Origin of the sequence: Aminobacter aganoensis, from assembly GCF_014206975.1 — a bacterium.
Classification (GTDB): domain Bacteria; phylum Pseudomonadota; class Alphaproteobacteria; order Rhizobiales; family Rhizobiaceae; genus Aminobacter; species Aminobacter aganoensis.
In genome coordinates this window covers 46,532-69,819 of sequence record NZ_JACHOU010000014.1, presented here as the reverse complement: position 1 = coordinate 69,819, position 23,288 = coordinate 46,532, and the positions used below count along the sequence as shown (strand labels likewise).

Annotated in this window: 22 protein-coding genes; 16 read left to right on the top strand and 6 right to left on the bottom strand. The window is 63.0% G+C overall.

The features are described 5' to 3' along the window. Window positions 1-60: 60 nt before the first annotated feature. Genes GGR00_RS21185 through GGR00_RS21175 form a run of 3 tightly spaced genes read right to left on the bottom strand, consistent with a single transcriptional unit; the run spans window position 61 to window position 2,687 of the window. On the bottom strand, window positions 61-1,116 hold the full coding sequence (locus GGR00_RS21185; RefSeq protein WP_184700931.1) for a glycosyltransferase family protein: 1,056 nt from the start codon (window positions 1,114-1,116) through the stop codon (window positions 61-63). Then, a complete protein-coding gene (locus GGR00_RS21180; RefSeq protein WP_184700929.1) occupies window positions 1,113-2,027 on the bottom strand; it encodes a phosphotransferase in 915 nt (304 codons plus the stop codon). The genes GGR00_RS21185 and GGR00_RS21180 overlap by 4 nt, the downstream gene beginning before the upstream one ends. Before the next feature lie 6 nt (window positions 2,028-2,033). Further along, window positions 2,034-2,687 carry an HAD family hydrolase gene (locus GGR00_RS21175; protein WP_184700927.1) on the bottom strand — a complete coding sequence of 218 codons (654 nt, stop codon included), beginning with the start codon at window positions 2,685-2,687 and terminating at the stop codon, window positions 2,034-2,036. 92 nt (window positions 2,688-2,779) lie between these two features. Here GGR00_RS21175 and GGR00_RS21170 point away from each other — a divergent pair, with 92 nt between their 5' ends. The 5 genes from GGR00_RS21170 (at window position 2,780) to GGR00_RS21150 (ending at window position 9,564) form a co-directional block, all read left to right on the top strand. Continuing rightward, window positions 2,780-4,462 (top strand): hypothetical protein, encoded by a 1,683-nt coding sequence (locus GGR00_RS21170; RefSeq protein WP_184700925.1) that lies wholly within the window; start codon window positions 2,780-2,782, stop codon window positions 4,460-4,462. Window positions 4,463-4,617: 155 nt separating this feature from the next. Then, window positions 4,618-5,754 carry a GlxA family transcriptional regulator gene (locus GGR00_RS21165; RefSeq protein ID WP_343065609.1) on the top strand — a complete coding sequence of 379 codons (1,137 nt, stop codon included), beginning with the start codon at window positions 4,618-4,620 and terminating at the stop codon, window positions 5,752-5,754. Between the two features lie 97 nt (window positions 5,755-5,851). Next, the gene (locus tag GGR00_RS21160) at window positions 5,852-6,601 is read left to right on the top strand and encodes a GntR family transcriptional regulator (protein ID WP_184700921.1); all 750 of its coding nucleotides are present in this window, start codon (window positions 5,852-5,854) and stop codon (window positions 6,599-6,601) included. A gap of 216 nt (window positions 6,602-6,817) precedes the next feature. Further along, complete coding sequence (locus tag GGR00_RS21155; protein WP_184700919.1) at window positions 6,818-8,344, top strand: trimethylamine methyltransferase family protein; 1,527 nt, start codon at window positions 6,818-6,820, stop codon at window positions 8,342-8,344. Beyond that, a complete protein-coding gene (locus GGR00_RS21150; RefSeq protein ID WP_184700917.1) occupies window positions 8,341-9,564 on the top strand; it encodes a M24 family metallopeptidase in 1,224 nt (407 codons plus the stop codon). Before GGR00_RS21155 ends, GGR00_RS21150 begins: the two co-directional genes overlap by 4 nt. A gap of 102 nt (window positions 9,565-9,666) precedes the next feature. Here GGR00_RS21150 and GGR00_RS21145 read toward each other — a convergent pair whose 3' ends face one another. After that, on the bottom strand, window positions 9,667-9,960 hold the full coding sequence (locus tag GGR00_RS21145) for a hypothetical protein (RefSeq protein WP_184700915.1): 294 nt from the start codon (window positions 9,958-9,960) through the stop codon (window positions 9,667-9,669). A gap of 228 nt (window positions 9,961-10,188) precedes the next feature. Between GGR00_RS21145 and GGR00_RS21140 the strand changes: the two genes are divergently transcribed. The 9 genes from GGR00_RS21140 to GGR00_RS21100 all read left to right on the top strand — a co-directional run bounded on the left by GGR00_RS21140 (window position 10,189) and on the right by GGR00_RS21100 (window position 19,297). Beyond that, window positions 10,189-10,563: a YybH family protein gene (locus GGR00_RS21140; RefSeq protein ID WP_184700913.1), complete on the top strand. Its 375-nt coding sequence runs from the start codon at window positions 10,189-10,191 to the stop codon at window positions 10,561-10,563. A 30-nt stretch (window positions 10,564-10,593) separates the two neighbouring features. Next, a complete protein-coding gene (locus tag GGR00_RS21135; RefSeq protein WP_210315101.1) occupies window positions 10,594-12,126 on the top strand; it encodes an aldehyde dehydrogenase family protein in 1,533 nt (510 codons plus the stop codon). Between the two features lie 4 nt (window positions 12,127-12,130). Next, window positions 12,131-13,252 carry an NAD(P)/FAD-dependent oxidoreductase gene (locus GGR00_RS21130; RefSeq protein ID WP_184700911.1) on the top strand — a complete coding sequence of 374 codons (1,122 nt, stop codon included), beginning with the start codon at window positions 12,131-12,133 and terminating at the stop codon, window positions 13,250-13,252. A gap of 418 nt (window positions 13,253-13,670) precedes the next feature. Continuing rightward, window positions 13,671-14,843 carry an ABC transporter substrate-binding protein gene (locus GGR00_RS21125; protein WP_184700910.1) on the top strand — a complete coding sequence of 391 codons (1,173 nt, stop codon included), beginning with the start codon at window positions 13,671-13,673 and terminating at the stop codon, window positions 14,841-14,843. Window positions 14,844-14,967: 124 nt separating this feature from the next. Further along, on the top strand, window positions 14,968-15,855 hold the full coding sequence (locus GGR00_RS21120) for a branched-chain amino acid ABC transporter permease (protein WP_184700908.1): 888 nt from the start codon (window positions 14,968-14,970) through the stop codon (window positions 15,853-15,855). Window positions 15,856-15,877: 22 nt separating this feature from the next. Next, the gene (locus GGR00_RS21115) at window positions 15,878-16,618 is read left to right on the top strand and encodes an ATP-binding cassette domain-containing protein (RefSeq protein WP_184700906.1); all 741 of its coding nucleotides are present in this window, start codon (window positions 15,878-15,880) and stop codon (window positions 16,616-16,618) included. A 13-nt stretch (window positions 16,619-16,631) separates the two neighbouring features. Further along, window positions 16,632-17,426, top strand: a complete 795-nt coding sequence (locus GGR00_RS21110) for an ABC transporter ATP-binding protein (protein ID WP_184700904.1) — start codon at window positions 16,632-16,634, stop codon at window positions 17,424-17,426. Then, on the top strand, window positions 17,410-18,411 hold the full coding sequence (locus GGR00_RS21105; RefSeq protein WP_184700902.1) for an ABC transporter permease subunit: 1,002 nt from the start codon (window positions 17,410-17,412) through the stop codon (window positions 18,409-18,411). Before GGR00_RS21110 ends, GGR00_RS21105 begins: the two co-directional genes overlap by 17 nt. Before the next feature lie 40 nt (window positions 18,412-18,451). Beyond that, window positions 18,452-19,297, top strand: a complete 846-nt coding sequence (locus GGR00_RS21100) for a fumarylacetoacetate hydrolase family protein (protein WP_184700900.1) — start codon at window positions 18,452-18,454, stop codon at window positions 19,295-19,297. Between the two features lie 55 nt (window positions 19,298-19,352). Here the strand turns inward: GGR00_RS21100 and GGR00_RS21095 are convergent, their stop codons facing one another. Next, window positions 19,353-19,913 (bottom strand): NADPH-dependent FMN reductase, encoded by a 561-nt coding sequence (locus GGR00_RS21095; protein WP_184700898.1) that lies wholly within the window; start codon window positions 19,911-19,913, stop codon window positions 19,353-19,355. A gap of 96 nt (window positions 19,914-20,009) precedes the next feature. Beyond that, a complete protein-coding gene (locus GGR00_RS21090; RefSeq protein ID WP_184700896.1) occupies window positions 20,010-21,563 on the bottom strand; it encodes a phytoene desaturase family protein in 1,554 nt (517 codons plus the stop codon). Between the two features lie 257 nt (window positions 21,564-21,820). Here GGR00_RS21090 and GGR00_RS21085 point away from each other — a divergent pair, with 257 nt between their 5' ends. Continuing rightward, window positions 21,821-22,762: a VOC family protein gene (locus GGR00_RS21085; protein WP_184700894.1), complete on the top strand. Its 942-nt coding sequence runs from the start codon at window positions 21,821-21,823 to the stop codon at window positions 22,760-22,762. A 78-nt stretch (window positions 22,763-22,840) separates the two neighbouring features. After that, window positions 22,841-23,254: a cupin domain-containing protein gene (locus GGR00_RS28525; RefSeq protein ID WP_343065607.1), complete on the top strand. Its 414-nt coding sequence runs from the start codon at window positions 22,841-22,843 to the stop codon at window positions 23,252-23,254. Window positions 23,255-23,288: the final 34 nt, after the last annotated feature.

Below are 23,288 nucleotides of genomic sequence, written 5' to 3'. Positions count from 1 at the left end.
GGACAGACCGTTCGTCCAAGCTGGATGCCAGATAATGGCCGCCCTCATGGAGCTCAGGCGTTATCCAGCAATGCCGAGCCTCTCGGACAGGTTGTGGTCAGCCGGGTCGACTTCGATCGCATCGGAGGTCTTGAAAGGCAATGTCGGATGCGGCGCGGTCAGCAGTGCCCATTGTGCCACGTCGCAATCGAACAGGATCGGCGCTTCCGGAAGCTGCTGGGCCTTCAGTTGCGACCGCGTCAAGGGTTCGAGGTGGGAAGGACGGATGGAGATGTAGCGTACGGCGTGACCCGCTGAAGCCATCTTGCGGACCGCTTCGACCGCGGCGGCGTTGGCCTCTACCTTGTCGAAATAGGGTTCGAAATACAGCGAGCCGCGCTGAAACAGGAAGCCGTCGACGCTGACCAGGAAGACGCGCTGTCTTTCCAGCCGTCGCCGCCATTCGGTGACCGTACCCCAATCTTCGTAGCTCTTCGCCTTGCGTGCCTTGAAGATGTGGCCGTTGAGGGCCATGAAGGCGATGATCTCGGACAGATAGAGTTCGCCTCCGGCGAGCCGAGTTCCGCGCAACATCTCGTCATAGGCGGCGAGGAATGCCTTCGGTTCGGTGAAAAAATAGCCGCCTACGCTGAACAGGTCGGAGATCACCTTTTTTTCGCGGAAATTGATGATGATGTCTTCCTGGTCAACCTGCACGTAGCTCTTGTTCTGCGGGTTGACCTGGTCGAAGTCTTCAAGTGAAGCCACCGAGACGTAACTGAATTTCTCCTCGATCGCGCCAAGCTCGAAGTAATTGTCGCTGTCTTTGACCAGGAATGGCTCATCGATGCCGGTTCGGCGCAGCGTCTCGACAACGGTCTCCGACTGGCTGGATGTCGGTTCATCAAGCACCACGCAATGCACTGGCTGGCCAAAGGCGCGCTTCAGGCCTTCGATGGCGTTGAACCGCTGTTGATGCTCCGCAAGGATGGTGACGACGAGATCCTCGACAGGCGCGTTGAGTCCACGAATGGCTTTGTAGACCATGGGCAAGCCGTCATTGTCCGGCAGCATCCATTTGGGCAGCATGTTGGGAAAGCGCGAGGAACGGCCCGCGCATGGTACGATGATCTTCATCGCTGGCTCCTTATGGCTTCGATGGCGGCGCTGCCGAAGCTCACGACGCGGCGCGCGACGAAGGCGCTGTCGGCCTCGTTGCGCGCATAGGGGAGAATGCGGGCAAAGGTCAGCCCGAGATAGAAGTAGTGCCGTGCCGGATAGAGTGGCGACTGGCCCGCGGCAGCCTTCATCCAGCGGTCGCGCAGCCACCAGGTCACGCTGGTAGCGATCGAGCGGCCACGATGGGCATGCCAGTGACCTTCGCATTCCTGGAAGAGCTTGGACCAGTCGAACCAGTAATGATCAAAGGGAGATTCGATGGGGTCGATCAGGCAAAGATCGCCGCGCCGTCCGACAAGTATGTTCTCGAATGTCAGGTCGCCATGAGACGCCGTCGGCAGGTCGGAGTCGGTGATTTCGCCCATGAGAGAAAGGGCTTCGTGGAGTGTCGCCAGTTCTTTCGCGTAGGTGCCGCCACTCCGCTCGGCGATTTGCGTGAGCTTGGCCTCGATCGTCGCACGGCTGGGCGGGGTTGCCGGCGCGCGAGGGCTGGCGGCAGCAAGCGCCCGCATCAGCTGTTCGACACGGTCGGAGAACATGGCCACCTGCTCGAAAGTGGCTGTCGAAAGGTAGTTGATGGCATCGCGGGCAGGTGCGAACTCCATGTCGTAGAAGCGCAAGCCCTGTGCCTCGTCCTCGCCAATGACGCGCGGCACAGTCGCGATGCCATCGATGGCTGTCCGCAGCCATGCCTGTCGCGCGGATTGCGCGACGATCCCCGCGTTGGCGGCTGGGCTGTTTGCCGCTTTGCGGACGAAGGGATTGCCGGAACTGGTCCGCAGCAAAGCCACCGTCGCGCCGGAAAACCCCGAAAGCGGGATCACTTCGGAGAATTCGGAGAATGCCGGGTGATCTGTTGGCGCGATCATCGGCCGCTAGCTGAACTGCGTGACGTCGATGACGGACATGCCCGCGGCACGGCCGGACGCCAGGCCAGCCTCGGCATCTTCCAGTACCAGGCAGCGCGCCGGCACAACGCCAAGCATTGCAGCGGCCTTGAGATACGGTTCCGGGTCCGGTTTGCCGTTGACGACATCGTCGCCGCTGACGACAGCGCCGAACACCGCCGTCCAGCCCATCGTTTCCAGTATGGCCATTACCCCGTCGCGGTTTCCCGACGACACGAGCGCTAGCTTCCTTTCGCCGGCGGCTTCGATCAATCTCGATGCGGCGAGGGCCTGCGGCGCACTGGTTCGAAGAATTTGCGTGAAAGCTATTTTCTTGGCGCGATGGATGGCGAGCACCTCCTCCGGCGTTGCAGGCAGCATGCCGGCGGCCTGCGCCATCAGCGGTATCGCCGCGCGTGCGGGTGCGCCGACAGATGCCATGTAATCCACCAGGCTGAGTTCTGCCCCGCGCGCTGCGAACACCTCGGCATAAGCGCGGTGATGCAGGGGCATCGTGTCGACCAGCGTTCCGTCGAGGTCGAAAAGCAGCGCATCGTAGTCGTGAAGTTGAACCGCAGACAGCAACCTGCCGACCGAAGGAGCGTCGGCGCCGGCGGCCTTTTCTGCGGAGCGGAGGCGCAATTTATCAACCTCTTTGCGATAGGTGTGACGATGGGTTCTGTTTTATTTCAGTAGTCGACAGTTCCTTATATTTGGATAATGGGCCGAATATCTTGACTGAACCTGTGACCACATCGCTGCGCCAGTTCGCAGATCATTTTCTCGCGGAACCGGAAGGAACTCGCGACTATGCGGAGGCAGCGAAAGTGCTGCTGCAAGCGATCCTCGAGGGCTCCGAAGACACGGATTGGCCTGAAGAGGTACGACACGCCTTTTTCCATGCGGTGATCTTGGGCGAGCTTGCAACGAACACGTCCTCGCAATTCGTTGCGCGTCTGGCGGAGGCGCATTCGGCCAATTTGTCCCATGTAATGCCAACCGTTGCCCGTCGGCTCGATCCATTCCTCCGCGAGGCCTGGTCGCAGAAGCCGCTGCCGAAAAGTGCTGTCCTGTTGTTCTTGCAACTGCGGCATCTTCTCGGGCCGTGGCTGGATCAGGCGGAGCTCTCACGAACCCACCTGGAGGCACTGCCCGAGTTCACGCTTGCTGACATGGCATTGCCCTACAATTCGATGTTCGACCCGGTGAGCTTCGCTCGCAATGTCGCGGACGTCGCCAGCCTCAAGCAAGAAGACATGGATCGGTTCCGCTTGTTTCAGGTCGTGCTGTTCAATTGGATCACGGGACAGGACTTCGAGATCGGCCAAGGCGCGATCGACGACGCACTCGCCGGCAGGGGCCGCGAGCAGGATCTGGCGGCAGCGAAATCGCTGTCTCACAGGCGCGCCAGGCATGGCAACGCCGTATCGACGCCCCGGCTGAAATTGATGCAGGCCAAGCCCTACCAGGCTTTCCATGCCGCAAAAGCCGTCTTGCGCGGGCGATTCAAGGTGCCGGGGCGCCGCAAGCCGCGCGTTGCGGTGTGCATCTCGGGCCAGTTGCGTGGCTTCCGCAAAGCCTTTCCGAGCCTCCAGCAGTTCCTTCTGCCAGGAACCGATCATGAGATTTTCGTCGATACATGGCAGGATATCGGCCGTTCGGGTGCCGAGCCGTTCCGCAAGGTCCTGCCTTTTGCCGGTGTACATTTCGCCGAGGCCTATCGCGAGCACTGCACGCGGGTTGGCGTGGAGGAAATGCGCTGCCGCTACGCCTCGCTCTTTGCGAAGCTGGCCAGCACGGGAATGATCACGGCCGGCGAGGTTGGCGCTTTTTTCGGCACCGACAATGTGTATGTCGAGGACGACAAGGCAGAGCGGTTCTCGGCCTTCTCAAATTCCGCCAAGATGCACTACAAGATTTCCGCGTGTGCCTCGCAGGTTGAGGCTAGCGGTAAGGAATTCGATCTTGTCCTGCGTATCCGGCCGGACAAGCCTGTCACGATGGTTGGGTTTGGCTGGCCCGATGTCCAGGCGGTTTGCCGAACCGGTTCCTTGCTGTTCGCCGATCAAGGCTTTGGCCATCAATATGCAAGGTTGTTGGTCGGCGACCAAATGGCTGTCGGGTCACCGCAGGCGATGCGCATCTATGCAAGCACGTTCGAGGCCTATCCCGGCTACGCCGAACAGGGGTTCTTGCAATGCGCGCCAGGCCTCCATGGTCATTCCAGCCTGGCGCAGACCTGCTGGCTGAATGGCATCGATGTTGAACGTCTTGCCATCCGTTTTGCCCCCCTGGCGGAAACAGAACCGTTGTCGACGCGGGACATCATGATGACCATCGAACAGGATTCGACGGGCCGCATGGATGCTGTCGACATGGCGCTCATGAATGCTACGCGGCGAGACTTGCTCGGGTGATGGACGATGCGGCTAGTGGCTGGTCGCGGCAGGGGCGATTGCTTGCATCGCGAACATTGCGCCAGCCCGTCGGCCTGAGATGCGAGGGACGCGTCGCAGTGCCATTTTGGACTTCTGCCGCTTTCCGGCATGCGGGATGACTGCGCCCCGTGGATATGTGGCCGTCGCCAGCACGCGTGCCATCCGATCCATCAGAAGGGTGGAGATCGACGATGGAAGTCAGCGGAATTCGGAATGCTACCTCCCCGGACAGCTTTGGTTGGCCAGATACGCGCTGCGTCGAGCCATCGGACGGGAGGGGCCAGCAACAGACGCGGAGGCCGACCGCAAATGTCCTTATCCTCGTCGTCGACGGCTTCTCGCTGATGAGCCTGTCTGGTCTGGTCGAGCCACTTAAGCAGGCGAACGACGTCACCGGGCATGGGCATTTCCGCTGGCGGATGATCGGCATTGAAAAGGCCCAGGCGACCTCGTCATCCGGCATTTCCGTCGGGCTGGACGGCTGCCTTGGCGACTTGCACGCCGGCGACATCCAGGCGCGGCCCGATACGGTGCTGGTCTGTGCAGGCGAAGGGGTCGAAATTCACGCCGCCTGGCAGGTCCGCTCTTTTCTCCAGCGGATGCGGCGGCATGGCGCCATGATCGGCGGTGTCGGCACCGGTGCCTGGCTGGTCGCCGATGCAGGGCTTCTTGCGGGGCGCGACTGCACCATCCACTGGAGCAAGATCCCGGCCTTCGCCGAAAAGTTCCGCGATGCCCGGATCGAAAACCGGCTGATCCAGCAGGACGACAACATCCACACCTGCGCGGGCGAGATGGCTGCCTTCGACATGTCGATCGGCATGATCAACCGCGCTGTCGGCCATGACACCGGCCAGCGTGTCAGCAATCACTTCGTCGCCGATATTGCGCGCGCGCCCAACGACCGGCAAAGGCTGCCGCAGACGTTGAAATACCGTTCGCCGAGCGACCCTATGATTCGCGCAATAGCGCTGATGGAAAGCAACATCGCGACACCCAGGACGATGAGCGAGATTGCCTCGCAGGCCGGGTTGTCGCGGCGCCAGCTCGAGCGGCTGTTCAAGCAGCATCTTGGCAGCACGCCGCATCACTACTATCTGGCGTTGCGGCTCGACTGGGCGCGCGACCTGCTGCGCCAGACCAAGATCCCGGTCACCGAAGTGGCGATCGCCTCGGGTTTCGCCAGCACCTCGCAGTTCTCCAAATCGTTCCGCGATGCATATGCTTGCCGACCGTCCGATGTCAGGCAGGTCAGTGCCGCGTCGACTTGAGGTCCTGGTTCCGGGCTTGCTGTTGGTTGCAAATTTCCGCACAAGCGCTAACCAATGAGGCGTCGCTCGAACCGGATCAATATGGGCCCTATCATCGATGACTGATGCAAAGCGTGGCCTCAAGGCCGGGAAACGGTCGGCTGCGCCGGCCAGCCAGGCCCCGGACCAGGCGGGTTCGGATGCAGGGAATCATCCGAAGATAGGTGCCCGCAAGAACTCGCTGACCGAGCGCGCCTACCAGGAGATCAAGAGCCGCATCCTGACTGCGCAATACGAGCCGGGCCAGTTCCTGCAAGAGAATGCGATTTGCGACGACATCGGCATCGGCCGGACGCCGGTGCACCAGGCGTTGCAGCGCCTGATGCAGGAAGACCTGCTCGAAGTCATCCCGCGCAAGGGCATATTGATCCGGTTGGATTCGCTCAATGAGATCATGATGGCGCTGGAAATCCGCAGCGTGCTCGAACCGCATTGCGCGGCGAAAGCAGCCGCCCGGCTAACGCCTGCGGAACTCGCCGAACTGCGCCAGATCCTCGACGAAACGATCAAGGCCACGAAAACCGCTTCGAAGGACGCGCTGATGGTTCGTGACCGGCGTTTCCATTCCATCGTCACCGGTGCCGCCGGCAACCCGCTGATCGCCGATTTCCTGCAGCCCGTGCACGAGCGCCTGAACCGCCTATGGTTCCAGCCGCAATGGTCGCCGCAGGATTTCGCCCTGACCGAGGGCGAGCACGAGGCGATCTACGATGCCTTGCTGGCGCGCGACCCCGAGCGTGCGAGTGCCGCCATGCGCGAGCACATCCGCTCGCTGCACGACCGTCTCCTGTCGTCGAGCCGCGGCTGACGCTCTCCGGCAGCGAAGTCGGCTGCTTCTTCAACCTGAAGAGAGCAAGGCGCTGACGGGCTCAGCCCGGTGCCAAATTGGACTATTGAGAGCGGCCTCGCTCTCGCAATGTCGCGCTTGAAACTGCGCGGCATATATCGGGTACATTTGCTCGCCTGCCGCTGCAGTCATCCAGTGCTCCGCATCCAGGAGCCGCAGCAATGGCGGGAAGCAAAGATGGACAGTCCAACCAGCAGGCGCGGCGGCGCTGCAAATCGTCGCGAGGCATTGGCCAGGCGGGGCAACGTGCAGCGCCCGGCGCTCCAAAACGAGTTGCCGGCCTATTCGATCCTCAATGACGAACGCAGCGAGCGCGTGCTCGAGTTGGCCTTCACCATCCTGGAGAAGATCGGTATCGAGTTCCGTCACCCCGAGGCGCCCAGGATCTGGCGCGGTGTCGGCGCCGACGTCGATGGCGCGCGCGTCCGCATCAAGCGCGACCTGTTGCTCAAGCTGATCGAGACCGTGCCGTCCGAGATCACGCTCAATGCCCGCAACCCTGAACGCACGGTGACGCTTGGCGGGCCACGCACCGCTTTCAGCGGCTCCTATGGCGCGCCGCACGTGCTCGACTTCGACAATGTCAGGAAGTCGAGCACGCTCGAGCACCTGCGGAACTTCGCCAAGCTGGCGCATCAGGCCAAGACGATCCAGATCAATGGCGGTGTACTGGCAGAGCCGCAGGATGTCGATGTGCGCCTGCGCCATCTGTATCTGGTCGGCGAGCCGCTGCTGCTGTCCGATAAGCCCTATATGGGCGCGGTCACCTCGCGGACCGCGGCCAACGACACGGTGAAGCTGTCGCAACTGGTGTTCGGCGAGGAATTCGTCGACACCAACACGGTCGTCGGCTCGCTGGTCAACTGCAACACGCCGCTCGTCTGGGACGAGACGATGGTCAACGCGCTTGAGATCTATTCGCGTGCCAACCAGGCGGTGATCTGCACTCCCTTCATCATGGGTGGAGCGAGTTCGCCGGTCTCGACGGTCGGCGCCTGCGCCATGATCATCGCCGAGGCGCTGACCGGCATGGCCTATTCGCAGATCATCCGAAAGGGAGCACCGGCGATCTTCGGCTGCGTCGCCCAGACAATCTCGATGAAGTCGGGCGCTCCACTTCAGGGCAGCCCGGAACCGGTGCTGATGAACCTGATCGTCGGCCAGATCGTGCGCAAGCTCGGCCTCGTCTGGCGGGCCTCCGGCCTGTGGTCGACGGCCAAGGTGCCCGACATGCAGGCCGGTTACGAATCGATCATGTCGACCTGGGGTTACATGCTGGCCCAGGCCAACTGGATCATCCATTCGGCCGGCATGGTGGAGGGCGGACTTGCCATCAGCTACTCCAAGTTCGTGCAGGACGTCGAGCAGATCGACATCCTCTACGAGATCTTCAAGCAGCCGAAATTCGACGACCTCGACGAGGTTCTGGAAACGCTGATCAAGGTCGGCCCGGGCGGACACTTCCTGGGTGAGGCGCATACGCGCAAGAACGCCTTCTACATTCCTGAATTGTCGGATGCCAACAGCTACGAGCAATGGCGCGACGAAGGCCGTCGCGACGCCCACCAGGTCGGCCTCGACCGCGCGCGCAAGCAACTGGACGAATATCAGGCGCCACCGATCGACGACGGGCTGAGGGACAGCATCGGTGATTTCATGGCCAGGCGGTCCAGGGAAATTCTCAGCGGAGACTTTGAGCAATGACCAGTTTTGACACCTCCGCCGTCGTGAGCCCCGAACAGCCGAACTGGAGCCTCCATGCCCTGCGCGAATATCGCCTGGCGCGGTTGCGCGAGCAGATGAAGCTGAACGACGTCGCCGGCGTGGTGCTGTTCGACAGCGTCAACCTGCGCTACGCCACCGACACCACAAACATGCAGGTGTGGGGTCACCACAATCCTGTACGCTACGCCTTCGTTGCCACCGAAGGTCCGGTCATCGTGTTCGATGCCACCACCATGCTGCATCTCTACGAAGGTTTCGACCTGATAGACGAACTGAGGCCGTGCATCCCTTGGACCTATTTCACCGCCGGCCCTCGGTTCGAGGAAAATGCCAAGGCCTGGGCCGGCACCATCGCCGACCTGGTGCGCGCCCATGGCGGCGGCAACAATCGCCTTGCCGTCGACCGTATCAATCCGTTCGGCGTCTGGGCTCTGGAACGCCAGGGCATCCAGGTCGTCGAAGGCCAGGGTATCATCGAGCATGCCCGGGTGATCAAGTCGCATGACGAGCTCTGCGCCATGCGCTGCGCCATTGCCACCGCGGAAGACGGCATGGAGCGCATGCGCGAGGGGCTGCAGCCGGGTGCGAGCGAGCGCGAGGTCTGGTCGATCCTGCACAAGCGCAATATCGAGCTTGGCGGCGAGTGGCTGGAAGGCGCGCTGTTCTGCTCGGGCCCGCGCACCAATCCGTGGTTCAAGGAGGCCAGCGACAGGCGCATCGAGAACGGCGACATCGTCGCCTTCGATACCGACCTGATCGGCAACTACGGCTATTGTGCCGACATCTCGCGCAGCTGGATCTGCGGCGATGCCAAGCCGACCGCCGAGCAGGATTATCTCTACAAGACGGCGATCGAACATCTCGACGTCAACATGGAGATGGTCAAGGCTGGACTGACCTTCGGCGAATTTGCCGAGCGGTCTGAAAACCTGCCGGAGAAATTCCGTCGCCAGCAATATGTCTGCGCCGCCCACGGCATCGGCATGTGCGACGAGTATCCGCAAATCCTCTACTGGCGGGACTATAAGAATTTCGGCTTTGACGGCGTGCTCGAAGCCGGCATGACGATCTGCGTCGAGAGTTATGTCGGCGAAGTCGGCGGCCGCGAAGGCATCAAGGTCGAACAGCAGATCCTGGTGACCGAAGGCGGTTACGAGCTGCTGTCCAAATATCCGATCGAGCTGTTGAACTCGCGCTGAGCCCAAGCGATACCCAACGAGAAAGGCCCCGCAATCCCAATGGAGTGCGGGGCCTTTTTGATGCGGTGTCACGCCTATTGAAGCGTGGCACGGGGTTGCCGGCTACCAGGGCTCTCCCATGCCCGATTGCGGATGATTGCTTGCGGTCACGGCTGCACGCTCCGTCCCTCGGCTGTTGCGGTGCTTGAACCAGAGCACGGGGAAAGTCAGCAGGAAAAACAGGGCGGACGGACTGGTGGCCATGGCCTTGAGGAAGGCCAGGAAATCGTCGGGCGACATGTGGACGGTCGTCTGCATCGCCTGGGACGGGTGGCTGTTGATCAACAGCGTGCTGCCGTCCCGTTCGATGCGCCCGAAGCGGAATTCGACGTCCGCAAGCTTGCTGGTCACTCTCATCTTGGCCCTCCAGAATTGCGGCGCGCGCGGGGCGAAGGCCCGGCGGATTGCCATCGACCGAAATGCGGTCGGGCCACGCCATGGGTCGCTCAATAAGCGCCACCCGCACGACGGCCTAGTCACGAATGGGACAAGCATGAGCCGGTCCTCCGCCCTATCAGGTCATCATTCAGGACGCGTCCGTCCGGTCGGCGGGCGTCCCCCATTTCAAGTATCGGGAATTCGAGCATGTTTGCGACTGTCGAGGCGGTGGAGAAGGCTTTCTACAAGGCGATCGAGGATCATGATCTCGAGGCCATGAAGGGGATCTGGGCGCAGGCCGACGATATCATCTATGTGGGTCCGGACGGCCAGGCTTCTGTCGGTCGCGTGGCCGTGCTCGAAACGCTGGCGCAGGCGTTTGCTACGGCACCGCTGGTCCGCTTCGATCTCGTGCGCTCGGTCGACTTCGGCACCGATGCGCTTGCCGTACGGGTAAACCGCGAGAACGTCACCCTCGTCGAGAGCGACAAGAGGACCGCGCTCGTCGGCGCCAACAATTTTCGCCGCGAGGCCGATGGCTGGCGGGTCGTGCTGCATCAGGCGACGCGTATCGCGGCGTGACGATCGACTGGCAGCGGGAGGATTTCGATCATGATGTTTGATGCAGGGCAAGCTTTCCGGAAGCTGGGGATCGAGCAGGTCAATTCGGGCGCCTATTGCAGCGCCGGCGGCTGGTCGGCGCCGAACAGGGAGGACGCATTTGCCGCAATCAACCCGGCGAACGAGACCGAGCTAGCGCGGGTGACCAACGCGACCAGGGCTGACTATTGCCGCATCATTGAAGGCGCCATGGCTGCCCAGCGCCGCTGGCGCATGGTGCCCGCGCCGGTGCGCGGCGAACTGGTCAATCGCATCGGCCAGTTGGTGTCGGAGCATCACGACGCGCTTGGCGCGCTTGTCTCGCTCGACACCGGCAAGTCGATCATGGAGGGGAAGGCCGAGGTCAAGGAAGTGATCGACATGGCGACCATGGCCGCCGGCCAGTCGCGCATGCTCTATGGCTTCACCCAGCAGTCGCAGCGCGAACGCCATCGCATGTATGACCAGTGGCTGCCGCTCGGCGTCGCCGGCATCGTCACCGCTTACAACTTCCCGGCTGCCGTATGGGCCCAGAACGGGTTCCTCGCCGCCATTGGCGGCAATACGGTGATCTGGAAGCCGAGCCCGAAGGTGCCACTGACGGCGATCGGCCTGCAGCATCTCGCCAACCGCGCCATGACCGAGATGGGTCATGAGGGCGTGTTCTCGATGTTCGTAACCGAGGACAATTCGGTTGCCGAAAAGATGGTCGCCGACCCTCGGGTCGCACTCGTTTCCTTCACCGGTTCCTCGGGCGTCGGCCACAAGGTGGCGAACATTGTCGGCTCGACTCTCGGCCGCCGCTACATGCTCGAATGCTCCGGCAACAATGGCTGCATCGTCGACGAGACCGCCGACTTGGAACTCGCGGCTGCCGCCATCGCTTTCGGCGCCGTCGGCACCACCGGCCAGCGCTGCACCAGCACGCGGCGTGTCATTGTTCACAAGAGCGTGTCGAGCCGACTGGTCGAGCTTCTCGGCAAGGCGTTCTCCCGCATCAAGGTCGGCGATCCGAGCGACAAGGATACCCTCGTCGGCCCGCTGGTCGACAAGGGCGCGGTCGAGAAGTTCCAGCAGACCGTGGCAGCGGCGACCGCGCTTGGCGGCAAGGTCGTCGCAGGCGGCAGTCGCATGCCGCGCGCCGGCTATTTCGTCGAGCCGACCATAATCATCGACGCGTTGAACGAATGGCCTTGCGTGCAGGACGAGACCTTCGCACCGATCCTGTTCGTCATCGATTATGAGCACTGGGACGAAGCGCTGGCGATGCACAACGATGTCGCCCAGGGGCTGGCCTCGGGACTGCACAGCACCAACATCACCAACATCGAGTCTTTCCTCTCGGCCGAAGGCAGCGACTGCGGCATTGCCAAGGTCAACATGGGCACGACGGGTGCCGATGTCGGTGCTGCGTTCGGCGGCGAGAAGGAAACCGGTGGCGGCCGGACCGCGGGTTCGGACGCGTGGAAGGGCTATATGCGCCGCCAGAGCGTGTGCGTGAACTGGAGTCGCGAAACGCCGTGGCGGCGCCTGGTCGAGGCTTGAGCCGATGGATTATCATGATGTCATCGTGATCGGCGGCGGCGTGGCGGGCGCTTCGGCGGCGGCCGAGATCGCGGCGCACGCCACCGTACTGGTGCTCGAGGCCGAGGACCAGCCCGGCTACCATTCGACGGGCCGTTCGGCCGCCTTCTTCACCACGACCTATGGAAATAGCGCCTCCCAGGCACTGGGGCGGATCAGCGAACCTTTCTTTCGCAATCCGCCCGAAGAATTCTCGGAAAGCCCGCTGCTGCATCCGCGCGACCAGATCGTGGTTGCCAATGCCGACGGGCTCGACCGCCTGCAGGCGATGCAGCAATCGATCGCAGGCGATGTCGTGGCGATCTCAGCCCATGAGGCGCTCGAACGCGTCTCGGTGCTCAATGCCGGTGAGGTCGCAGGCGCATTCGTTGACCGTACCGGCGGCGAGCTCGACGCCGGTGCGATCCTGGGGGGCTATGTTAGGCTGCTGAAACAGCGTGGCGGCAGCTTCGTTGGCAATGCCAGGGTCAGCGGACTGAGCTATCTGGATGGACTGTGGACGGTGACGACCGAACGCGGCGATTGCCATCGGGCACCGATCGTCATCAATGCTGCAGGCGCGTGGGCTGACCAGGTCGCCGAGTTGGCCGGGCTCACCCCGCTCGGTATCAAGCCGCTGCGCCGGACGGCCATTCTCGTTCCACCCCCGGAGGACACCGAAGTTGGCGACTGGCCGATGGTCGTCCACCTCTCGGGCGAGCTCTACTTCAAGCCCGACGCCGGCATGATCCTGGTCTCGCCGATGGACGAAACCGAAGACCTGCCCAGCGACGTCCAGCCCGACGAGTATGACGTCGCTGTCGCCGTCGACCGCCTGATCAACAACACTTCCGTCGAGGTGCGCAACGTTCCGCACAAATGGGCTGGCTTCCGCTGCTTCGCACCCGATCGCAATCCGGTCGTCGGCTATGATCCGCGCAGCAGCGGTTTCTTCTGGCTGGCAGGGCAGGGCGGCTTCGGCGTCGGTACCGCTCCCGCCTTGGCCCACCTGACATGTGGCCTCGTGACCGGCGAAAAGATCCCGCCGGTCTATGACCGCGTGCTCCATCTGGCCGGTGCGCTGGCGCCGGCACGATTGCTGAGTTAGGCACCAAGCGATGGTGCAAGCTCGAAGCCAGCGCCGTCCCCTAGGCTCCGCGAGCCACCGGTTCGCGAGCGCGGCCCCACCTCGGCGAGGGGGCTGCCATTGCGATATTCCAGTCTGCAGACGCGCGTCCCTTGTGGCGCGCGTCTTTTCGCATGCAAACGCTGCCGGACGCCCTCAAGTGACGGTCGGAGCGGCGTTGAATGCGATATTTTGTGCGGCTGTGGGAACGTTTCCTGCGCAGCCGGCATTGACATGTGCGCGCATAAATAGTTACTGTGAAATATCACAAGATTTGAAATATTGCATATCCAAGGAAAGGGCTCGGCCCGTCACCCTGAGATCAAGAACAAGAGACATGCCGCAGGCGCTTGGCTGAGCGGGCAGTCCTCGACACGAACAATTCTGGAGGAGAGAGATCGTGAAGAAAGCAGCAGTTTTTTCGACCGGCACCGCGATGATGCTGGTCAGTGCGTTGATGGCAGCCCAGGGCGCAATGGCCCAGGAAAAGGAGCCTGTCGTTGTCGGGGTCATCTCGAATCTGAGCGGACCCGAAAGCAAGCTCGGTACGGAAGCCGTCGGCCTTGCCGAACTCTATGTCGAGCACATCAACGCGAAGGGCGGCGTCGACGGCCGGAAGTTCGAGCTGGTGGTCGGCGACAATGAAAACAATCCCGACAAGTTCATCTCGCTCGGCAAGCGCTTCATGCAGCAGCGCAACGTCATGGGCTTCACCGGCACGGCCGGCTCGGGCGAAATGCTGGCCTTCGAGAAGGCGGTGAAGAACACCTCGGTGCCGATCTGCCTGAGCTACACGATGGGCAACAAGAATGTCGGGCCCGACCTGCCTTCGGTGTTCCGCATCGGGCCGTATAATGGCCAGGTCGCCAAGCTGATGGCGAACTACCTGCAGAAGAAGGAGTGGAAGAACGTCGTGGTGCTGGCCGAGCGGTCGGCCTTCGGTACCGACTTCGCCGATGCCCTGCAGGCTCTCGGCAATGATGACTTCAAGGTCGACGTCGTGTCCTACGATCCGCAGGCGGTCGACCTGAGCCCGATGCTGGTTCCGGTGGCGCGGCAGGAAGTCCAGCCCGACGCCGTCGTCGTCGTCGGCTACGGTCCGGCAATCTACACCTCGGCCGCGCGCATTCGCGAAGCCGGCATCAAGAGCCAGATCATCGGTACCTGGGAGTTCCCCGAGATGCCGGAATTCTGGTCGGCTGCTGGCGATGCCGGTGTCGGCATCATGTACTCGACCTTCGGCATCTCCGAGGCGACGCTGACGGCTGGTGGCAAGGAGTTCCGCAAGCTGTTCACCGACAAGTTCGGCCGCGAGCCGGTGTTCTACGACTACAACGAATGGGATTGCCTGACCGCCTTCACCAAGGCCGTCGAGAAGACCGGCAGCATCGATCGCGAGACGGTGTCTAAGGCCTTCGGTGACCTGACATTCGAAGGCACCAGCGGCGAGATCTCCTTCAAGCAGGACCCGGCGCCCGGTGCCTGGAACAGCTCGAAGGCCGGCACGATGTTCATGCTCCAGATGGGCAAGTCGGGTCTGCCAAAGGGCGAAATCGTCGAGGAAATTCGATAACCTAAACATTACTGCATTTGCTTTTTCAGAACTTGCAATTTGATATCGGCGCCCGCCTGCAAAGGCGGGCGCCAGTCATGCGACCGGTGTTGCGCCGGCTGCCTGGGACGATGGGAGGAATTCGTTGGAAACTTTACTTCAGGCGCTCTCGCTAGGGATCGCCATCGGCGGCACATATGCCTTGATGGGCGTTGGTCTTAACCTGATCTTCGGCGTCATGCGCATCGCCAACTTCGCCCATGGCGCGCTATACATGATCGGCGGCTACGCGGCGTTCTACGCCTTCACCGGAACCGGCCTGCCAATCGCAGTCGCAATGCTTCTGGCGATAGCTGTCGGTGGTGCCTCGGGCTACCTGGTCAACGCCGTCTTCCTCCGCCAGCTCTACAAGACCCGCGTCGAACGTCCCATCGACTTCGCCTTCATCGTCACCTTCGCGCTGTCGATGTTCCTGGGATCGGCCGCCATAGCTACCGTCGGTTCCGGCTACAAGCGCGTTCCCGGCCTGTGGAACGAGAACGTCCACCTGTTCTCGTCGGTGCAGATGTCGGGCAATCGCATCGTTGCCTTCGTCGGCGCGCTGGCGCTGATCGGGCTCCTGCTGTGGGTCGTCAAGCGTACTGACATCGGCCGCGGTTGGCGGGCGCTGACCCAGAGCCTGACCGGGGCCGAGGTCGTGGGCCTCGATGTCTTCCGGCTCGCCAATCTGGCCTTTGCCACCTCCGGCATGCTGGCGGCCGCCGCCGGCTCGCTGCTCGTGCCGATCTATCTTGCCTATCCCGGCATGGGTAGCTGGGTGCTGTCCAAGAGCCTGATCATCGTCGTCATCGGCGGCCTCGGCTCGATCGGCGGCGGGCTCGTTGGCGGGTTCGCGCTTGCTTTGGCCGAAGTCTTCGGAGCGGTTTACATCGACCCGAACTTTACCGAGGTCTACGGCTTTGCCGCGATGCTGCTGATCCTGCTGCGGCGGCCCCAGGGCCTGTTCGGATCCCGCATGGACAGGGCGGTGTGACGGCATGCTTGCGAGAACCGATGTGACCCAGATTCAAGAAACCCCCACTGTTATCCTGCCGCCAGTGCTATCGGTAACGGGTGTCGGCAAGAGCTTCGGCGGCCTGCATGCGGTCAACGATGTCGGCTTCGAGGTCGGACCCGGCGAAGTGGTTGGGCTGATCGGCCCGAACGGCGCCGGCAAGACGACGATGTTCAACCTCGTCTGCGGCCAGTTGAAGCCCGACCGCGGCAGCGTGTTGTTCGACAGTGTCGATGTCACCGCTCTCGCGCCGTCGGCGGCCAAGCGGCGCGGCATCATGCGATCCTACCAGGACGGCGGCATCTTCGGCAAACTGACCGCAGCCGAAAACGTCATGGTGCCGATGCTGGCCCGCGGGTTGAAGCCGCGCCAGGCCGACGAATTGGCGCGCAAGGCGCTTGGGCGGCTTGGCCTCGCACCCGTCGTGAACGATCTGGCCGAGCGTCTGTCCGGGGGGCAGCGCAAGCTGATCGATTTCGCTCGCTGCGCGGTTTCGGAAGCGAGCCTGGTGCTGCTGGACGAGCCGACCAATGGCGTTCACCCGAGCATCGCAACGACGATGGCCGAGGTCATCAGGGAACGGCAGCGCAACGGCGTGGCCTGCGTGATCATCAGCCACGACCTGCCCTGGATCTTCTCCTTGTGCTCACGCGTGGTGGTGATGGTGGCAGGCGAAAAGATGACCGAGGGCTTGCCCGAGGTCGTCGGCGCCGACCCGCGTGTCCACGCGGCCTACCTCTAAGTGGAGAGTTCAGTTGTCATTTGTTGAGGAGCGCCCAAGCGCCACGAAAGCTGCCGGTGATCCGCCGGGGCTTTTTGTCAGCGAACTTCGTGTCGCCTACCAGCGCGATATCGAAATCCTGCGCGGCGTCGAGCTGAATGCGGCCGGCGGCCAGATCACTGTCGTCATCGGCCCCAACGGCGCCGGCAAGTCGACCTGCTTGAAGGCGATCGGTGGATTGGCGCCGATCACCGGCGGCACGATCCGGCTGGCAAACCAGCCGGTCACCGGTTGGGCGCCCCGGCGCCTGCTCGGGCTGGGCATGGCCTTCGTGCCGCAGGAGGGCACGCTGTTTCGCGACATGACGGTGCGCGAGAACCTGGTCATGGGCGGCTGGCTGCGGCGCAGGGAAAAGGACTGGCTTGCCGCGCGCGTCGGTGAGATCGCCTCGACCTTCCAGATGTCGTCGGAATTCCTGGCGCGCCGCGCCGGCGACCTGTCGGGCGGCCAGCAGAAGCTGCTCGAGATCGCCCGCGGTATCATGCTGTCGCCGTCGGTGCTGCTGCTCGACGAGCCGACCGCTGGACTGTCGCCCAAGATGATGGACCAGGTCTATGAACGCATCCGCAAGCTGTCCACGGAGGACCGGTTGACGGTGGTGCTGGTCGACCAGAACGTGCGGCAGGCGCTTGCCATTGCCGACATGGTCTATGTGCTGGCCATGGGACGCAACAATGCCAGCGGCCCGGCCAAGGAAATCGAAAGCCGCCTCGAAGAAATCATCGCAGGCTGGATGAAGGATGGAGCTTCAGGTGTCGCTCGGGTCTAAACGTACAAACGCCTATGTGCTGCTCGCCTTGCTGGCTCTCGGGCTGGTCTTCGTCCTGACAGTCGAGGACCCGGTCTTCATCGACTACGGGGTGTCGTTCTTCTACTTCCTGCTGCTCAGCGCGTCGTGGAACCTGCTCGCCGGTTATGCCGGGCAATTGTCCTTTGCCCAGATGGCGCTGGCGCTTGCCGGCGGCTATGCGACCGCCGGCATCTCCAACAGCACCGGCATGAGCCCGCTGGTCAGCATGGTGCTGGCCGGTCTGGTGACGGCCGCCTTCGGTCTCGTGATGGGCATCGTCACGTTGCGCTTCCGCGAGATCTATCTCGGCCTTGCGACCTATGCCTTCGGCGGCATGTTTGCGAGCTGGGCGCTGGCGGCAGGCGACATCACCGGTGGCAGCCGCGGCATGGAGGTGATGCCGCTGTTTGCCGACGGCGATAACCTTGCCCGCTACGCACTGTGGCTGGCGCTCGGGCTCAACGTCGCGTTCTTCGCGGCGCAATGGGCGATCCTGTCGAGCCGCTGGGGGTTCATGGCGATGGCGGTGCGCGACCGCGAGGCCGTCGCACAGGGGCTCGGCGTGCGTACCACGCTGGTCAAGGTGACCTTCTTTGCCTTCACCGCCTTCTGGGCCGGGATCGCCGGCGGCTTCTATGCCTCCTATGTCAGCCTGGTGACGCCGGCGATGGGCTCGTTCACCAATATGGGCCTTGTCATGGCGATGACCGTCGTCGGCGGCATGGGCTCGATGCTGGGGCCGATCTTCGGCACCTTCATCTTCCGCGTCATCGACTATTGGACCAGTGGCTATGGTGGCGAATACACCAGCCTGATCTTTGCCGCACTGATGCTGGCCGCGATGCTGTTCGCCCGTGATGGCGTGATTGGACTCGTCGCCCGCTATGGCGGCAAGCTGATGCCGAAACGCGACCGCTGGGCGCTCGATCGCCCGGCCGAGGCCCCGAAGCCGCCGGCCGCATAGGGCGTCGCAGGGCTCCGATTCCAGGAACAGGAGACTACCGATGAAGCTTGTCAGCTTTCGCAAGGATGGCCGTTCGGCCTACGGGATCGTCGAGGGCGAAGGCATCGTCGACGCGCATGCCCGCTTCGGCGGCGACCATCCGACCTTGCGCAGCCTGCTCGACCCGAACGGCCTGAAGGTGCTGGCCGCGCTGGCCGGCGCCTCGCAGGACGTGGCCCTGGCATCGGTCGAATTGCTGCCTGTCGTCCCCGATCCGCAGAATATCTTCTGCATCGGCGTCAACTACATGTCGCACCTGATCGAGACCGGGCGGCCCAAGCCCGATCATCCAATGGTGTTCCTGCGCGTGGCGTCGAGCCAGCTCGGCCATCTCCAGCCGATGGTCAGGCCGGACGAGTCCGAACAGCTCGACTTCGAGGGTGAGCTCGCCGTCGTCATAGGCAAGGGTGGGCGACGCATCGCCAAGGCCGATGCGCTTGACCATGTCGCTGGTTATGCCTGCTACAATGACGGCAGCATCCGCGACTGGCAGAAGCACACCACCCAGTTCGCCCCGGGCAAGAACTTCGACCGCACCGGCGCATTCGGACCCTGGCTGGTGACATCGGATGAGATCGGCGATCCCTCGACGCTCAACATCTGGACCCGGCTCAACGGCGAAGTGATGCAGCAAGCGCCACTTTCGGATCTCGTCTTCGACATCCCGACGCTGATCGCGTATCTGTCGTCCTTCGCCACGCTTTCGCCTGGAGACGTGATCGTCACCGGCACCACCGGCGGCGTCGGCGCCTTCCGCACCCCGCAGCTGTGGATGAAGCCGGGCGACGTCGTCGAGATCGAGGTCGACCGCATCGGCGTCTTGCGCAATCCCATCGTCCAGGGCTGACGAAGAACGTCGCCTCGAAGGGAGGCGTTTTCGCTGCGTGATCGGTTTCCGGCTGCTACCGGCCGGGTGCGTGCCGTTCGATCCATCTGCTGAATTCGTCGAGCATGCTGCGCAGGAATTTTGTGGTGACGTCCTTCGTCAGCCTGCCCGATTCGTCGAACAGCTCCGCCGCACCGCCGACATAGGCCTCGGGCTGCTGGACCGTCGGCATGTTGAGGAAGACCAGCGATTGCCGAAGGTGATGGTTGGCGCCGAAGCCGCCGAGGGCGCCCGGTGAAACGCTGATGACGGCGGCCGGCTTCTTGTCCCAGACGCTCAGGCCGTAGGGCCGCGAGCCGACGTCGATGGCGTTCTTCAGCACCGCCGGAACCGAGCGGTTGAACTCGGGGGTGATGAACAGCACACCCTCCACCTGCCTGATCTTGTCGCGAAACATCGTCCACGTCGCCGGCGCGCCATCGCCGTCGATGTCCTGGTTGTAGAGCGGCAGCCCTCCGATCTCGACGATCGACAGGTGCAGCTTTTCGGCTGCCAGCGGCTCGAGCGCGTGCGCCAGCATGCGGCAGTAGGAGCGCTTGCGCAGGCTGCCAACAAGCACGGCGATGTTGCGGGGCATGTGAGGTGATCCTTTTGCCGGCGGGAGGAAGGCAGCCCGGGCCCTGGCCTGAGGCTGCGAGCTTTGCCTGGCCGGCTTGGCCGGCCGGAAGACCTGTCAGGCTGCGCCGACGTCGCGCAGGATGACGTTGGCGGCGATCGTGCCCATGGCGGAGATGCCGTTGCCGGGGTGGCAATGTGGTCCGGTCATGTAGAGCCGGCGGATCGGCGACTTGTATTGCGAATAGCCGGCAAAAGGCCGGAACGCGCCCCACTGCGCCAGCGTGCGCTCGCCGCCCGTCGGGCAACCATTGACGAAGGAGCGGTTGTAGCGGAACAGGTCCTCCGGCGTGTGCACCACCGAGCCGATGATGTTGCCGGCGTCGAGGTTGACGACATGCTTGCGCACCTCGTCGAGCATGGTCTCGCCGAACGCCTCCTTGACGTCGTCCCAGCGTTCGCCGGAGCGCAGCTTCGAGGGCACCACAGTGTCGAGCGACAGCGTGTGCTTGCCTTCCGGCGCGCGGCTCGGGTCGCGCAGCGTCCAGTTGACGTAGATCAGGCAAGGCTCGCTCGGCAGGTTGCCGAGTTCCACCTCGGCGAACTGGTGACGGATCTTGTCCACCGAGCCGAAGAAGCGATGGAAGGGAATACCGTCGAGCGCCTCGTTGCGGAAGCGCGGCTGCTCGTTGAGAGCCAGGTGGATGCGCGAGATGCCATGGTCGGAGTACTTGAAATTGCTGACCGTGCGCAGGAAATCGCCGCCGAGGTACTTCTCGTCGATCAAGCGCAGGAACGTCTGCTTCGGGTCGAGAGCTGTGACCACTCCGTGACGGGCGAGATATTCGGTGCCGTCAACTGTCCTGACGCCCTTGCACTGGCCATCGGCGATGATGAACTGGGCGATGTCGGCCCCGGTCAGAACCATGCCGCCTCGTGCCTCGATCAGCCGCATCATCGACAGTGGCAGCTGCTGGCTGCCGCCCTGCGGGATCGCCTGGCCGTAATGGTGCACCGACGGCACCATGACGTAGAAGCCTGCGCCCATGCCCTCCTGATCTGGCCGCGTGTGCGGTGCCAGTGACCAGCCGAGGATCATCGCTCGAATTGCTTCGCTCTCGAATTTCTCTTCGACGAAGGCGCGGGCGCTGAGGTTGAACTCGCGCAGCCGGCGCATGCCTTCGGGGCTTTTTTCCATCGCCGCGGCCTGCAGGCTGGGCTGGTTGGGCGGCGAGAATACGCCGCGGATGACGCCGTCGCGGATCTCGCCGAATTCGTCGACGATGCGCCGGTAGGTTGCGGCGTCGGCCTTGCTGTGCCGGGCGATGCTGTCGCAGGTCTTGTCGACATCCTTGTAGAGCACCACGCCGGAACCGTCGTCGAACGGGTGGCCGGTGATCTTGTCCTCGGCCCACAAATATTTCAGCCCATTTGCCTCCAGCTCACCGCGCAGGTGCTGGTTGAAGTCAGGGTTCATGTGAATGAAGATATGCGACGAGCTGAACAGGTCGTGTTTGAAACCGGGGGCCACGATCTCCTGGGTAACGGCGCCGCCACCGACCCAAGGGTTGCGCTCGAGCACCAGGACCTTCAGGCCCTTGACGGCGAGCAGGCTGGCGCAGGCGAGGCCGTTGTGGCTTCCGCCCGCGACGATGACATCAAAATCCGACATTCTTCACTCCGACGCAGGGTCCGGCCCCGCGAAAACATGCATGGGATGGCAGAATCGCATCTCCCCGCCGCGCCGATAGTCTCAATTTCGACAAGTCGACGAATCCGCTCCGACCTATAAATCGCCCTACCGACGCCACGCGGTAGCCAACAGGATCGCCGGGCGTTGACAGGTTTGAAAATTGAATGGTACTCTGAAATATCAGATGCATTAATTATGACGGCAATTGGCGGTCAGCATCCAAGGGAGGTATGTTCATGGCGCGCATCAGGCTGAAACAGCTCGCTTACGTCACTTACGCGGTTCCGGATCTCGACCTCATCGAGCGTTTCCTTGGCGATTTCGGCCTGGCGCGGAACCTGCGTACCGACGAAGTGCTCTACATGCGCGGCACAGGTTCGGAGCAGTATCTCTACGTCGCCGAAAAGTCCGCCAAGGCCGAGTACATCTCGCTCGCCTTCGAAGTGCAGTCGCGGCAGGATCTCGAGGTCGCGTCCATGGTTCCCGGCGCCTCTCCGCTGGAGAAGCTGAAGGGGCCGGGCGGTGGAACGCGCGTGCGTCTGACCAGCCCGGGTGGCCAGCGCATCGACCTCGTCCACGGCATTGCCGAGTTGGCGCCGCTGCCCGTGCGCGAGACCTTTCCCCTCAACATCTCTGACCGCCAGCCGCGCAAGAACCGCCCGGTCAGGCAGCGCGCGGAGGCGACGCCGATCCTGCGCCTGGGTCATTGCGCGCTCTGGGTCAAGGACGGCGAGGCCGAGCTTGCCTGGTTCCTCAAGCATCTCGAACTCGTTGCTTCCGACTACATTTGCATTCCGGGCGAGCCCGAGCCCAAGGTGATCGGCGCTTTCCTGCGCCTCGACCGTGGCGTAGACTTCGTCGAGCACCACTGCATCCTGATCAACGAGTCGATCCACTCGGGCTGCCACCATGCGTCGTTCGAGGTACTCGACCTCGATGCGGTGTTTGCCGCCCACGAGCACCTCAAGGCCCAGGACTGGTCGCTCGACGCCGGCATCGGCCGCCACTATCTCGGCAGCCTGATCTACGACTACTGGACCGATCCGTTCGGCAACCGGATCGAGCACTACACCGACTCCGATATCGTCAATCATGAGTACGTGCCGACCCGCTTTGTCGGTGGCGCCGAAGAAACGACCCAGTGGGGCATGGCCCCGCCGCCGGAGTTCTTTGCCTGATCAGAGCGCAGACATCGAAGCGGGGAGGCGAGCCCTTCCCGCACGAGACCAGAACCGCCTTGCAGGAGCATGCCGGCAGTGACGCTAGAAGTCCTCATCCATACCGCGAAACTCGATCCCGATAACTGGATCGACTTCCCCGAATACGGCTTCCGCCAGTACTTCCTTCACAAGAACACCGCCACGGGCGCATCGATCGCCCTGCTCGAGTTCAACGAGGGCGGTGGCGTGCCGGTGGCGCATTCTCATGCCTCGAACCAGTTCATGTACTGCCTCGAGGGCGAATACGAATATGGCGGCGGCAGCCTCACGTTGCGTCCGGGCGACTTCTACATGAACCCCAAGGACCATCCGCATGGCCCGACCGTGGCGCGCAAGAAGTCGACGCTGATCGAGATCTATGACGGTCCGCACTATTACGAGAAGCCGGTGTTCCACACTGACGAGACCATCGGCGGCATGCTGGCCAAGCAGCCGGAAAGCCGGAGCTGACGGCGCCCGCCCGCCGAGGAAAAGTTGCATCTTG

Coding starts and splice junctions, on each gene's coding strand:
- GGR00_RS21185 (WP_184700931.1), bottom strand. CDS start 1,116: ATGAAGATCATCGTACCATGCGCGGGCCGTTCCTCGCGCTTTCCCAAC.
- GGR00_RS21180 (WP_184700929.1), bottom strand. CDS start 2,027: ATGATCGCGCCAACAGATCACCCGGCATTCTCCGAATTCTCCGAAGTG.
- GGR00_RS21165 (WP_343065609.1), top strand. CDS start 4,618: ATGTGGCCGTCGCCAGCACGCGTGCCATCCGATCCATCAGAAGGGTGG.
- GGR00_RS21160 (WP_184700921.1), top strand. CDS start 5,852: ATGACTGATGCAAAGCGTGGCCTCAAGGCCGGGAAACGGTCGGCTGCG.
- GGR00_RS21155 (WP_184700919.1), top strand. CDS start 6,818: ATGGACAGTCCAACCAGCAGGCGCGGCGGCGCTGCAAATCGTCGCGAG.
- GGR00_RS21150 (WP_184700917.1), top strand. CDS start 8,341: ATGACCAGTTTTGACACCTCCGCCGTCGTGAGCCCCGAACAGCCGAAC.
- GGR00_RS21145 (WP_184700915.1), bottom strand. CDS start 9,960: ATGAGAGTGACCAGCAAGCTTGCGGACGTCGAATTCCGCTTCGGGCGC.
- GGR00_RS21140 (WP_184700913.1), top strand. CDS start 10,189: ATGTTTGCGACTGTCGAGGCGGTGGAGAAGGCTTTCTACAAGGCGATC.
- GGR00_RS21135 (WP_210315101.1), top strand. CDS start 10,594: ATGATGTTTGATGCAGGGCAAGCTTTCCGGAAGCTGGGGATCGAGCAG.
- GGR00_RS21130 (WP_184700911.1), top strand. CDS start 12,131: ATGGATTATCATGATGTCATCGTGATCGGCGGCGGCGTGGCGGGCGCT.
- GGR00_RS21100 (WP_184700900.1), top strand. CDS start 18,452: ATGAAGCTTGTCAGCTTTCGCAAGGATGGCCGTTCGGCCTACGGGATC.
- GGR00_RS21095 (WP_184700898.1), bottom strand. CDS start 19,913: ATGCCCCGCAACATCGCCGTGCTTGTTGGCAGCCTGCGCAAGCGCTCC.
- GGR00_RS21090 (WP_184700896.1), bottom strand. CDS start 21,563: ATGTCGGATTTTGATGTCATCGTCGCGGGCGGAAGCCACAACGGCCTC.
- GGR00_RS21085 (WP_184700894.1), top strand. CDS start 21,821: ATGGCGCGCATCAGGCTGAAACAGCTCGCTTACGTCACTTACGCGGTT.